The following is a 13,191-nucleotide window of genomic DNA, read 5'->3' as shown; positions in this document are numbered from 1 at the left end:
CGATCCCGTTATAGCATTCGCTGTAACTACTTTGGCGGCCTATTGGCCGCCTTTTCTTTTCGCTTTATTCTCGCTTGAGCTTTTCTGTATTCGCTAAAAATAGCGCCACCACAAGAACCAAAATGGCCGCCGAATAAATCAGCGTATCGGCTGGGTTTTTGTGGTCGACAATAATCAAACGGATGATTGCGGTAATACCGATGTAGATAAAATAACGTAAGGGAAAGTGATATCCCGACTGAAAATACTTCACGATAAGAGCAATGAACTCGAAGTAAAGGAAGTAGATAACAATCCCTTCAATGAGCAGATAAGAAGATGCGGTTTCGCTGGCGTTAAATAGCACCGTTCCTAGCGTGAAGGTTTCTTTCGCTAAAAACACCACTAAAATCACAGCCAGCATTAACAGACCAGCATTCAAAATCCACTGCAAAATCTTCGCGATAGCACTCGCTTGTTTGGTTCCTGGCATCGATGTTCCTCTGTGCCGTTAATCATTTTATGTGATCAAGTTAACAAAATGGCTATTTTGTCGTCTATCCCCAAACCAAAATAAATCTGTAAATCCTCAGATAGAAACTTAACGGCCCTCACATTTCGCGACATTTTTTTGCTAATCGTTTTACTATGTCGTCCGGCCAACTTTCGCCTTATCGCGAATGATTACCGCAGCTTATGCCAGGGTGTTCCAACGATTGAGAAATAAAATAATATGAAAATACTACGTCATTATGGTTTTACTATTTGCTTACTGCTAGGGATTATCCTCGGCGGGCTATCCGGTATTGTTTTCGGAGAAAAGGCCGCAATTGTGCAGCCGATCGGGGATCTTTTCCTTAACCTGATGTTTGTCGTCATTGTGCCACTGGTGTTTCTCAGCATTTCGTCTTCTATTGCTGAAATGAAACAGATGACGCGTCTGGGCAAGATTATGGGAACGGTTTTTGCCGTATTTCTGAGCACCGCGCTCATTGCCGCCGTTATCGCCTTCATCGGCACCCAGATTTACAACCCATTCCAAAACGTTGACGTCAGTACGCTGATTGCACATTTGCCGCCTGCACCTGATTCACACGGCAAAAGCCTCGGCGAAATCATCGTAAATACCTTTACCGTTCCTGATTTCCTGCAGCTGTTTACCAAATCTAGCCTGCTGCCACTCATTGTGTTCTCCGTGTTGTTAGGATTAGCTACTTCGATGTCAGGGGAAAAAGGTCAGCCGATCGCCAACTTTCTGACCTCAGGTACCGTCGTTATTCTTCGCATGGTGAAAATCATCATGTACGCCGCACCCGTTGGCTTAGGCTGCTACTTTGCCGCTACCGTCGGTCATTTAGGGCCACAGATTATCAATGGCTATCTGAATGCTTTCCTGCTCTACCTCATCCTGACCGTGATCTACTTCTTCGGCGCAAACACGCTGTATGCGTTTGTTGCAGGTGGAAAACTGGGCGTTAAAGTCTTTTGGTCTAACGTGCTGACGCCAGCGATTACCGCTGTCGCCACCTCATCCAGCGCGGCCTGTATTCCAGCAAACCTGATTGCGACTAAAAAGATGGGCGTCCCCCATGATATCGCTGAAACCGTCATCCCTTTGGGTGCTAACACGCATAAAGATGGCTCGGTAATCGGCGGTATCATCAAAATCGTATTTCTGTTTACGCTATTCCATAAAGACATGAGCGACCCGATGAATATCGCCGCCATCATCAGCGTCGCATTCCTCGTGGGTGCCGTCATGGGCGCTATCCCAAGCGGCGGGATGACCGGTGAATTAATGATTTGCTCCGTGTTTGGTTTCTCACCAGAGCTAGTCGGCACCATCATGATTATCAGCACCATCATCGACGTTCCTGCAACGCTGTTGAATTCTACAGGGAATACCGTCTGCGCCATGATGGTGACGCGATTTGTGGAAGGGAAGGATTGGTTGAAGCGCAAAGCCTGTATCCAAGGTTAAATACCCTGCGATAGGCTTCGCAAAGCTAGCGAAACACCGTGGAAGTCCCCCTCTGAACAAGGGATAACGCCCGTCTTTGGACGTTACTTTTTTAGAGGGATTTTCCATGGCATTAGATAAAAAACTTCAGATGTTACAGCAACATTTCGATTCACTTGCACAGCGCACCGATTCTGATGGTATCGAGTTTTGGTTCGCGCGCGACCTCCAGCCTCATCTTGGCTATGCCCGTTGGGAAAACTTCCAAACCGCCATCATCAGATCTATTGAAGCCTGCCGTTTATCTGGCTTCAAAGAACTCGACCATTTTCGTGGCGTCACGAAAATGGTTCTGCTCGGCAGCGGCGCGGAACGGGCTGTTGAAGACCTCATTCTGACACGCTACGCCTGCTATCTTATTGCTCAGAATGGCGATCCACGTAAGCCGGAAATTGCCTTTGCTCAGAGCTACTTTGCAGTACAAACTCGCAAACAAGAGCTCATAGAAGATCGTATGCGTTTGTATGCGCGTTTAGAGGCAAGGGATCGATTGAAAGAGTCTGAGAAGGCGCTGTCGCAGAATATTTATGAGCGCGGTATTGATGATGCAGGTTTCTCTCGTATTCGCTCTCGAGGTGACGCGGCATTATTTGGTGGGCATACCACTCAAGATATGAAGGATCGGTACGGAATTGTAAAAAATCGCCCATTAGCCGATTTTCTTCCCACTCTAACCATTGCTGCTAAAAACCTAGCAACCGAGATGACTAATTATAACGTGCAACAAATTGACCTTCACGGTGAGCAGCCCATCACGTCAGAACACGAACAAAACAATGTTAGCGTACGGGACATGCTGGGATTAAGGCATATAAAACCAGAGGAGTTGCCTGCTGAAGAGGATCTTAAGAAACTCCAGCGTCGAGTCAAAGCTCAGGACAAAAAGCTAGGATCCAAAGGGCTACAAACGCCTATCACTAAAAAATAGGAACCATTTTCGTGGCGCCACGAAAATGGTCGAGTCCATCCAACAAAAACGCCACCTTTCTAGATGGCGTTTTTTATCTTTTAACTTAAAGACTTAGCTAACTTATGCGCGCCAGTTTTTAAAGCGGTTAATCAACGCATTGGTTGAACTATCGTGGCTATTTACCTCTTCACTACCGCTCAACTCTGGCAGGATACGGTTCGCGAGTTGTTTACCGAGCTCTACACCCCATTGGTCGAAGGTGAAGATATTCAGAATTGCACCCTGAGTGAAGATTTTGTGTTCGTACAAGGCGATTAACAAGCCCAAGCTGTATGGCGTAATTTCACGCAGCAGAATAGAGTTCGTTGGGCGGTTACCTTCAAACACTTTGAACGGTACGATGTGCGCCACTTCTGCCGCAGTTTTACCCGCTTTCGCAAACTCTTCTTCCACTTCTTCACGAGATTTACCGAAGGCAAGCGCTTCAGTTTGGGCAAAGAAGTTAGACAGCAATTTGCTGTGATGATCGCCTAACGCATTGTGGCTAATCGCTGGAGCGATAAAGTCACAAGGAACCAGTTTAGTCCCCTGATGAATCAGCTGATAGAACGCATGCTGGCCGTTAGTGCCGGGCTCACCCCAAATGATTGGGCCAGTCTGGTAAGAAACTGGGTTACCGTTACGATCCACATATTTACCGTTAGACTCCATATTTCCTTGCTGGAAATAAGCTGGGAAACGGTGCATGTATTGGTCATATGGCAGAATCGCTTCGGTTTCTGCACCAAAGAAATTGTTATACCAGATGCCAATCAATGCGAGCTGTACTGGCAGATTTTGCTCAATAGGCGTATTGGCAAAATGTTGGTCCATGGCATGAGCGCCGCTCAACAGTTGTTCGAAATTATCGAAACCAATGCTTAAGGCAATAGACAGACCGATGGCAGACCACAGCGAGTAGCGACCGCCGACCCAGTCCCAGAACTCAAACATGTTGGCGGTATCAATACCAAATTCACCAACCGCTTTGCCGTTGGTAGAAAGCGCGGCAAAGTGCTTCGCCACATGGGCTTCATCACCAGCTGATTTCAGGAACCAATCACGCGCGCTGTGGGCGTTCGTCATGGTTTCTTGTGTAGTGAATGTTTTAGACGCAACGAGGAACAACGTGGTTTCTGGGTTTAAGGTTTTCAACGTTTCGGCAATATGAGTACCATCGACGTTAGAAACAAAATGCATCCCCAGATGATTTTTGTATGGTTTCAGCGCTTCGGTCACCATGTATGGGCCTAAGTCTGAACCACCGATACCAATGTTCACCACGTCAGTAATGGTTTTACCGGTATAGCCTTTCCACTCACCGCCGATAACGCGTTCGCAGAACTGTTTCATCTTAGCCAGCACCGCATTCACTTCAGGCATAACATCTTTGCCATCTACGATGATTGGCGTGTTGCTGCGGTTGCGTAAAGCAACATGCAGAACGGCACGGTCTTCGGTACGGTTAATCTTTTCGCCCGCAAACATGGAGGCAATCGCCCCCTGCAAATCCGTTTCTTTGGCTAATGCCTGCAGCTTTTCGAGGGTCTCTGTGGTGATGCGGTTTTTAGAGAAATCGACCAGCATCTGGTCATCAAAGGTAGCAGAGAACTTAGAGAAGCGGTCGGCATCTTGAGCGAACAGATCGCGCATCTGCACAGATTTCATTTGCTCGAAATGCTGCTGCAGCGCATGCCAGGCAGCGGTTTGACTAGGATTGATATTTTTCATAGCGACGCCTTTATGCTTGAGAATAAAAGAAAGTTTGTTCTTCAGACATGTGTTCTTCTGAACATTGAGACTAACAAGCAACCAAACTCGGCGGTTCCATGAAAACTGGAGTGACGACGAGCGGGTACTGAGTCATCTTTTCCCAACGATTTACCAAATTGTATCCTTTTCCCCTCGGGTTGCGATCACTTTTGTTGCGATAGTTGAAAACTGTTAACCCCTTTTTCCACCTGATACTGACTCCTTTCAGCCAAACATCTACGCCCCGCCATATTGTTGCTAAACTGTCATGATAACCAACTGTTTTTGTTAATCGTTTCTAAGGTTTATATTATGGAGCTATCAACCCCCTTAATGCTGGTGATTATCGGCATCAGCTCACTCGCGGCTCAGTGGCTAGCTTGGCGGCTACGAATTCCTGCAATTTTACCGTTGCTTATTATGGGCATTGCACTTGGCCCGCTCACCCACGTGGTTAACCCAGATGCTCTCTTTGGCGAACTGCTTTTTCCACTCGTCTCTCTTTCAGTCGCCATCATCTTATTTGAAGGTTCGCTAACGTTACGCTTTGAGGAAATTCGCGGGCTTGGCGGCGTTGTTCGCAATTTGGTCAGCGTAGGAATGCTCGTGACCTTCGCCATCATTTCCGTTTCATGCTGGTGGCTGCTTGGCTTTTCCGCCGAGCTCTCTGCACTAGTGGGCGCGGTGACGGTTGTGACGGGGCCAACTGTCATTGCACCGCTAATGCGCGTGGTTCGCCCTAAGGCAAGTATAAACCGCGTATTGAGGTGGGAAGGGATTGTCATTGATCCTGTCGGCGCTATTTTCACCGTACTGGTATTTGAGTTTATCGTTCTGCGTCAGAACTCCGAGGCATGGACTCACCTATTTGTCACCTTTGGTAAAACCGTGGTTCTCGGCCTACTGATTGGTGCCCTATTTGGTTACATGCTCGGCGTGGCACTACGCAAGGTATGGATCCCTCGCTACCTGCAAAATCTGGCCGTATTAGCGGTTATGCTCAGTGCTTTTGGTTTTTCAAACGCAGTCGCAGAAGAATCCGGCTTATTGGCCGTTACCGTCATGGGGATTTGGCTGGCCAATATGCGTGACGTCGATATCAGCGATATTCTGGCGTTTAAAGAAGAGCTTTCGGCCATTTTAATTTCAGCGCTGTTTATCATTTTGGCGGCGCGTCTTGATGTCGATGCGCTTTGGAATATGGGATGGCCGCTGATCATCGTGTTGCTGATTGTGCAGTTTATTGCCCGCCCGCTGTGTATCGCCGTTTCAACCGTAGGTTCATCGTTGAAGTGGCGGGAAAAAGCGCTGTTGTCTTGGATTGCCCCGCGCGGAATTGTCGCCGCCGCCGTGAGCTCTTTATTCGCGCTTACGCTACAACGAATGAATTACCCTGAAGCAGATAAACTCGTCACGGTTGTTTTTGCGGTCATTATTGGCACCGTGGTGCTGCAAAGTCTCACCAGCTCACGTCTGGCGCGTTGGTTAGGTGTTCAACAACAAAAACCGCGAGGCGTACTGATTATCGGAGCCAACAGCGTTGCGCGTGCGGTCGCACAGGCGCTGATTAAGCTGAAAATTCCGGTGATGGTGACAGACAGCAGCTGGGAGTACTATCGTCAGGCACGTATGGACGGCATTCCCGCCTATTACGGTCACGCTTACTCTGAACACGCAGAAAACTACCTCGATCTCAGCGATACGGCTCAGGTGCTTGCCCTATCGCCAAACCGGCATCAAAACGCGCTTGCGGTTTATCACTTCGGGCATATTTTTGGCGAACGCAAAGTGTTCTCCATTCGTTCCAGCGCACAACTCAAAGGTCGCAGCAACGGCGAAAGCAGCCGTTTTCGTCGTCATGAGATTTTGTTTAATCGTGAAGCGACCTATTCACGCCTAAGCACGCTACTAGGCAAAGGTGCCGTGATTAAGGCGACCAAACTTAATGAAAACTTTGGCTGGGTCGAATATTTGGAAAAACATCAGGGAGTGATCCCTCTGTTCGCTCAAAAAGAAGATGGCTCTTTACAACCGGTGAATGAAAATAGCGTTCCAGCGATGCCATGTACGCTGGTTGCCTTGGTTCAGGGCGATTCGGTCACCACGCTAAACTAACATTTTATTAGCATGGCTTATCAGCTTACCGGTAGGCCATGCGCACGGCTAATAACAGAGTCATTCGCTATTAAATTATATTATTCAAGAAGATATAACTTAACTTTCGCCGTTGTAACTTATTCCCGTTCAAATTGAAAATCGCTCATGTTAATGACATTGACATAACTTCAATAAGTCGCTATTTCTAAAAACCTACTTGTACATCACGTGTACAAGCCAGAAGAGGCGCGTTGCTCAGGTAGCGTATCAGAGGAGCCGGTTTCCATTGACGATACGCGAGGGGGTGTGACGCCGAGGCGCAGCAGCCCACCGGAGAAACTGCTACGTCGGCTACAAGGGCTGAATCCCTTGGGCTGTCACCTCGATTCTCTGTATTCCGGGGGATCGGCAAGGTGGGGCGCTTCTGGGTGTATCGTAGCTTTAATCCCTACGTCTGCTCCCGTATACCGCTCTCTCCTTGTGCCAAGGTAATGGAATTTCTAGCCCGATTAAGTGAATTAACGCGGGCTTCCCTGACACGAGGCTTACATGAAAAATACCATCGTCGCAAAATTTGGCGGCACCAGCGTGGCTAACGCTGACGCGATGCAAAACAGTGCCAATATTGTTCTTTCCAATCCGAACGTGCGCGTGGTGGTGTTGTCTGCCTCTGCGGGCGTCACCAATTTACTGGTAGAACTGGCTGACGGCTGCGATCAGGAGAAGCGTCATTACGTCATCGACGAAATTCGCCGCATTCAGTACAACATACTCGATACGTTGCATCAGCCAAACGTGCTGCGCGATGAGATTGACCGCATGCTAGAGAATATCACCATGCTGTCAGAAGCCGCTGCGCTGGCTACCTCGCCAGCCTTGACCGACGAATTAGTTAGCCATGGTGAACTCATGTCTACCCTGTTGTTCGTCGAGCTGCTTCGCCAGCGTGATGTGAACGCCGAATGGTTCGACGTGCGTAAAATCATGCGTACTAACGATCGCTTTGGCCGCGCAGAACCAGACACCCACGCACTGTACGAATTAGCACAACAGCAGTTGGTGCCACGGACACGGGAAGCCATCGTCATTACCCAAGGTTTCATCGGTAGTGAAGCCAAAGGCCGTACAACCACCCTTGGCCGCGGTGGCAGTGACTATACCGCAGCACTGCTTGGTGAAGCGCTGAATGCCGCACGCGTGGATATCTGGACGGATGTTCCTGGCATCTACACCACCGACCCACGCATCGTGCCCGCCGCTCGCCGCATCAGTGAAATCGGTTTTTCTGAAGCTGCGGAGATGGCGACTTTCGGCGCTAAAGTTTTACATCCGGCAACCTTATTGCCCGCGGTGCGTAGCGATATCCCAGTATTTGTCGGCTCCAGCAAAGATCCATCTGCTGGCGGAACTTTAGTGTGCAACAAAACAGAACAACCGCCGCTGTTTCGCGCTCTTGCACTGCGCCGCAAGCAAACCTTGATGACGCTGCACAGCCTGAACATGCTTCACGCCCGAGGTTTCTTGGCTGAAGTATTCGGCATTCTGGCGCGCCACAATATTTCCGTGGATTTAATCACTACATCTGAAGTCAGCATTGCGCTAACACTGGATACCACCGGTTCTTGCACCAGCGGAGCAAGCTTATTAACCACATCGCTATTAACCGAACTGTCTTCTCTATGCCGCGTAGAAGTGGAAGAGAATCTGGCGCTGGTAGCATTGATTGGTAACAAACTCTCCTCAGCCTGTGGGGTTGGTAAAGAGGTGTTTGGCGTCATGGAACCGTTCAATATTCGCATGATTTGCTACGGTGCCAGCAGCCATAACCTTTGCTTCCTCGTTCCCGGTGAAAATGCCGAGAATGTCGTGCGCGCACTCCATAGCAATCTCTTCGAGTAGAGGCTGAAAGCTGTGTTTATGTGGAAACGGTGTAAGGTTTCGACCGCCTGTCAGTAACGGTTTCACATGAAACTGATCGCGTAGGCGTCCGATAAGGGTATGCCTGAGCGCATACCCTTAACCCGCGCTCTTTTTACTGAGTCGCTTGGCCGACCGGTCTCGGAGCACACATCCCTGTGTGCCCTCAACCTACCGCCATCATCCCTGATGGCGGTTCTATAATGAATTTCATTCACACAAAATCTAAGGCCAGAGCCTTAGCTATTTTTTTGAGGTCAAGTTTTGGCAGGAAGAGCCACGCCAACACGATGTTGGCGTGGAGTTTGGGGCGGCCATGGATGGCCGATACCAAACCGGAGCGGAGATGGCATCTTGGACAAAAGCGCGAGAGTCGAGAGGTTGCACGCTAGCAACCTTTCGTCGGGAGCCTTAGGCAAAAGTCACATGCAAACTCGGGGTATATCGGCTCCCGAAACCACACTCCCTACCCTACATAAGCGAAGACACTCCGCCATTAATCCGCATCATACCCAAGATTAGGCGCCAACCAGCGCTCAACCTCGCTAACCGGCATTCCCTTACGCTGAGCATAGTCTTCAACCTGATCGCGTTGGATCTGCGCAACAGCAAAATATTTGCTCTCAGGATGGCTGAAATACCAGCCTGATACCGACGCGCCCGGCCACATCGCATAGGATTCCGTGAGCTTCATACCAACGCTATTTTCTGCGTCGAGTAGCGTCCAAATTGCTGCTTTTTCAGTATGTTCAGGGCAGGCAGGATAGCCCGGCGCAGGGCGGATACCTTGGTAATTTTCACGGATCAGCTCTTCGTTACTAAGATTTTCATTGGCCGCATAGCCCCAATGCACCTTACGCACTTTTTCATGCAGATATTCGGCAAAGGCCTCAGCCAAACGATCCGAAAGCGCTTTTACCATGATTTTGTTGTAATCATCGTGCTGCGCTTCATACATATCGGCTAGCGTATCTTCTTCGAGCCCACCGGTTACCGCGAAAGCGCCGATGTAATCCGCTTTTCCGCTGGATTTAGGCGCCACGAAATCAGCCAAACAGTAGTTGGCAAAATCCGTTTTTTCCGTTTGCTGACGCAGATGGTGTCCCGTAACCAACAGCTCGTCGCGGAACTCATTGCTATAAATTTCAACGTCATCACCCACGCGATTAGCCGGGAATAGGCCATAAACCCCACGCGGATTCAGCTTACCGCCGCGAGCCAAATCATCCAGCATGGCATTAGCATCGGCAAATACACGCTTGGCTTCTTCACCCACCACCTCATCTACCAAGATGCGCGGGTATTTTCCTGCCAGCGACCACGTCATAAAGAACGGCGTCCAATCAATATAATTGCGCAGCACATCAATGCTGGCCGTTACCTGATGTACACCCAAGCGATGCGGAACAGGCGGCGTATAATCCGTCCAGTCCAGTGACATCGCGTTCTCGCGCGCGGCTTCCAGCGTCACCGGAGGCGTACGTGGTTTCTTGCGTGCATGCTGAATACGCACGGTTTCATACTCTTTACGGGTACGAGCAATAAAATCAGACTTTTGCGTTGGCGACAGCAGCGCCGCAACCACGCCAACAGTCCGTGACGCGTTCGAAACATAGGTCGTTGGACCGCTATAGTTCTGCTCTATTTTGACCGCCGTATGCGCCTTCGATGTGGTTGCACCGCCAATCAGCAGCGGCAGATCGAAACCTTGGCGCTCCATCTCTTTGGCCACGTACACCATTTCATCCAGTGAAGGGGTGATAAGGCCCGACAGTCCGATAATATCAACGTTTTGCTCACGGGCCGTTTTTAGAATTTTATCGCAAGGCACCATCACGCCAAGATCGATGATCTCGTAGTTGTTACACTGCAAAACGACGCCAACGATATTCTTACCAATATCATGCACGTCGCCTTTGACGGTCGCCAACAGCACTTTTCCGGCCGATGTGCCTTTCTCTTTGCTCGCCTCAATGAACGGTTCAAGGTAGGCCACGGCCTGCTTCATGACGCGAGCGGATTTAACCACCTGCGGCAAGAACATTTTGCCGTCACCAAACAGATCGCCGACCACGTTCATCCCGTCCATCAACGGACCTTCGATCACCTCAATGGGGCGATCGGCTTCAAGACGAGCTTCTTCGGTATCTGATTCAATAAATTCGGTAATGCCTTTAACCAGCGAATATTCCAAACGTTTTTTCACCGGCCAACCACGCCATTCGGCCTGCGGTTTGGTGCTATCGTCGTCGCTTTTACTACCCCGATATTTTTCAGCCAGATCCAGCAAACGCTCGGTGCCATCTTCACGACGATTCAGGATCACATCTTCCACCGCATCGCGTAGATCCGCCGGAAGATCGTCGTAGATCGCCAACTGCCCAGCATTCACGATCCCCATGTCCATGCCGTTGCGGATCGCGTAATACAAGAACACGGCGTGAATAGCTTCACGAACCGGATCGTTACCGCGGAAAGAGAATGAAACGTTAGAGACACCGCCAGAAATCAGCGCGTGCGGTAGCTCAGCTTTGATATCTGCACAGGCTTCAATAAAGTCCACGGCATAGTTGTTGTGCTCTTCAATCCCCGTTGCGACCGCGAAAATATTAGGGTCAAAAATGATATCTTCTGGCGGAAAACCGACGGTTTCAGTCAGTAACTTATAAGCACGACGGCAAATTTCGATCTTACGCTCGCGCGTATCCGCCTGCCCAACTTCATCAAACGCCATCACCACCATCGCCGCACCGTAGCGGCGAACTTTGCGTGCATGTTCGATGAATTTTTCCTCGCCCTCTTTCATTGAGATCGAGTTAACAATGCCTTTGCCCTGAATACATTTAAGTCCTTTCTCGATCACCTCCCACTTAGAGGAATCGATCATAATCGGCACACGAGCAATATCCGGCTCACCGGCGATCAGGCTAAGGAAACGCACCATCGCCGCTTCAGCATCGAGCATCCCTTCATCCATATTGATGTCGATGATCTGCGCGCCGCTTTCAACCTGCTGTAGCGCAACTTCCAGCGCCTCAGCGTATTTATCTTCTTTAATCAGTCTCTTAAATTTTGCCGATCCCGTAACGTTAGTACGCTCACCCACGTTAACAAACAGCGTATTGGCATCAATGGTCAGCGGTTCTAACCCAGCTAGACGACAGGCAACGGGAATATCGGGCAACACGCGTGGTTTCACGCCTTCAACGGCCTGACTGATCGCCGCAATGTGCGCCGGTGTGGTGCCGCAGCAGCCACCTACGATATTTAGGAATCCGGCCTGAGCCCACTCTGAAATGTGCTCAGCCATCTCTTGCGGGCCCAGATCGTATTCACCAAAGGCGTTAGGCAAACCCGCATTTGGATGCGCGGTGACATAGCATTCTGCGATACGCGAAAGCTCGGCCACATATTGGCGAAGCTCATCTGGACCCAAGGCGCAGTTGAGGCCGAAAGTCAGCGGCTTAACGTGACGCAACGAGTTGTAAAACGCTTCGGTGGTTTGACCTGACAGAGTACGTCCTGAAGCATCGGTAATAGTGCCGGAAATCATCACCGGCAGCTCGATCCCCATGGCTTCAAACTCAGTTTCCACCGCATAGATCGCGGCTTTAGCATTCAACGTATCAAAGATGGTTTCGATCATAATCAGATCGACACCGCCTTCAACCAACGCATGTGTTGACTCACGATAGGCTTCAACTAACTGATCAAACGAAATATTACGGAATGCGGGATCGTTAACATCAGGAGAAATGGAGGCGGTGCGGTTGGTCGGGCCAAGCACCCCAGCAACATAGCGCGGCTTGTCTGGCGTGCGCGCGGTCCATTCATCGGCACATGCCCGTGCCAGACGCGCAGCTTCATAGTTTATTTCAGCCGACAGGGATTCCATGTGGTAATCCGCCATCGCAATGCGCGTGGAGTTGAAAGTGTTGGTTTCCAAAATATCAGCGCCAGCTTCGAGATACTCATAGTGTATCGCGCTGATAATGTCCGGCTGGGTAAGAACCAATAGGTCGTTATTGCCTTTTAGGTCACTTTGCCAATCGGCAAAGCGTTCGCCTCGGAAATCCTCTTCGGTTAACCGATAGCCCTGAATCATGGTTCCCATACCGCCATCCAGCACCAAAATCCTTTGGGAAAGCTGATGGCGTAATCTTTCAACGATTGTGCTCACTGTTGCTCCTAGTCTTTCATTTACCCTGATATCACCCGTCTTTTCGTGCAGGTTTTTTATTCAAAAAAGTGACGTTTCCTCATCCTAACATAGGTTTCAGTTCTGTTGGCGGAGGCGATCTTGAGACTTTTTCAGGTGACTTTTGCGTGCGGCCTCTGACTTTGAACACGTCGGAGCAGTTAAAAACCACGATCGCATCCATAATGTCGAAAACGAAAATAGATTCCATTTTTATAACATTTTTTTAATACGAATTTGTTCAATAAAAATAATTATTTATGACTGTCTCAGGAGAGC

The 13,191-nt window shown here is 49.5% G+C and carries 7 protein-coding genes and 1 riboswitch; of the genes, 4 read left to right on the top strand and 3 right to left on the bottom strand.

The window, feature by feature from the left end; all coding sequences use genetic code 11:
- Positions 1-64: 64 nt before the first annotated feature.
- Entirely contained in the window at positions 65-472 is a 408-nt protein-coding gene (gene psiE, locus RSC70_RS13905; RefSeq protein ID WP_025802457.1) for a phosphate-starvation-inducible protein PsiE, read from the bottom strand.
- Positions 473-712: 240 nt separating this feature from the next.
- Here psiE and RSC70_RS13900 point away from each other — a divergent pair, with 240 nt between their 5' ends.
- Together RSC70_RS13900 and dinD are read left to right on the top strand one after the other, a co-directional pair.
- The gene (locus RSC70_RS13900) at positions 713-1,960 is read left to right on the top strand and encodes a dicarboxylate/amino acid:cation symporter (RefSeq protein WP_332542786.1); all 1,248 of its coding nucleotides are present in this window, start codon (positions 713-715) and stop codon (positions 1,958-1,960) included.
- Between the two features lie 106 nt (positions 1,961-2,066).
- Positions 2,067-2,927, top strand: a complete 861-nt coding sequence (gene dinD, locus RSC70_RS13895) for a DNA damage-inducible protein D (protein WP_052439879.1) — start codon at positions 2,067-2,069, stop codon at positions 2,925-2,927.
- Positions 2,928-3,029: 102 nt separating this feature from the next.
- On the opposite strand, the gene pgi is transcribed toward dinD, so the two are convergent.
- Complete coding sequence (gene pgi, locus RSC70_RS13890) at positions 3,030-4,679, bottom strand: glucose-6-phosphate isomerase (protein WP_103008876.1); 1,650 nt, start codon at positions 4,677-4,679, stop codon at positions 3,030-3,032.
- Positions 4,680-5,012: 333 nt separating this feature from the next.
- On the opposite strand from pgi, the gene RSC70_RS13885 reads away from it, so the two are divergent.
- Both RSC70_RS13885 and lysC read left to right on the top strand, forming a co-directional pair.
- Positions 5,013-6,815 carry a cation:proton antiporter gene (locus RSC70_RS13885; protein WP_282814353.1) on the top strand — a complete coding sequence of 601 codons (1,803 nt, stop codon included), beginning with the start codon at positions 5,013-5,015 and terminating at the stop codon, positions 6,813-6,815.
- Positions 6,816-7,030: 215 nt separating this feature from the next.
- A riboswitch (Lysine riboswitch) is annotated at positions 7,031-7,229 on the top strand.
- Between the two features lie 117 nt (positions 7,230-7,346).
- A complete protein-coding gene (gene lysC / locus RSC70_RS13880) occupies positions 7,347-8,696 on the top strand; it encodes a lysine-sensitive aspartokinase 3 (RefSeq protein ID WP_040044752.1) in 1,350 nt (449 codons plus the stop codon).
- Between the two features lie 514 nt (positions 8,697-9,210).
- Here lysC and metH read toward each other — a convergent pair.
- A complete protein-coding gene (metH, locus tag RSC70_RS13875) occupies positions 9,211-12,894 on the bottom strand; it encodes a methionine synthase (RefSeq protein ID WP_332542785.1) in 3,684 nt (1,227 codons plus the stop codon).
- Between the last annotated feature and the right edge of the window lie 297 nt (positions 12,895-13,191).

The sequence above is a fragment of the Hafnia sp. genome (genome assembly GCF_036648275.1).
Lineage (GTDB): Bacteria > Pseudomonadota > Gammaproteobacteria > Enterobacterales > Enterobacteriaceae > Hafnia > Hafnia alvei.
The sequence above is the reverse complement of the archived record's forward strand: the minus strand, read 5'-3'. Positions and strand labels throughout refer to the sequence as shown.

Excerpts from the sequence above, each read along its gene's own strand:
- psiE (WP_025802457.1), bottom strand. The coding sequence starts at position 472 with ATGCCAGGAACCAAACAAGCGAGTGCTATCGCGAAGATTTTGCAGTGG.
- RSC70_RS13900 (WP_332542786.1), top strand. The coding sequence starts at position 713 with ATGAAAATACTACGTCATTATGGTTTTACTATTTGCTTACTGCTAGGG.
- dinD (WP_052439879.1), top strand. The coding sequence starts at position 2,067 with ATGGCATTAGATAAAAAACTTCAGATGTTACAGCAACATTTCGATTCA.
- pgi (WP_103008876.1), bottom strand. The coding sequence starts at position 4,679 with ATGAAAAATATCAATCCTAGTCAAACCGCTGCCTGGCATGCGCTGCAG.
- RSC70_RS13885 (WP_282814353.1), top strand. The coding sequence starts at position 5,013 with ATGGAGCTATCAACCCCCTTAATGCTGGTGATTATCGGCATCAGCTCA.
- lysC (WP_040044752.1), top strand. The coding sequence starts at position 7,347 with ATGAAAAATACCATCGTCGCAAAATTTGGCGGCACCAGCGTGGCTAAC.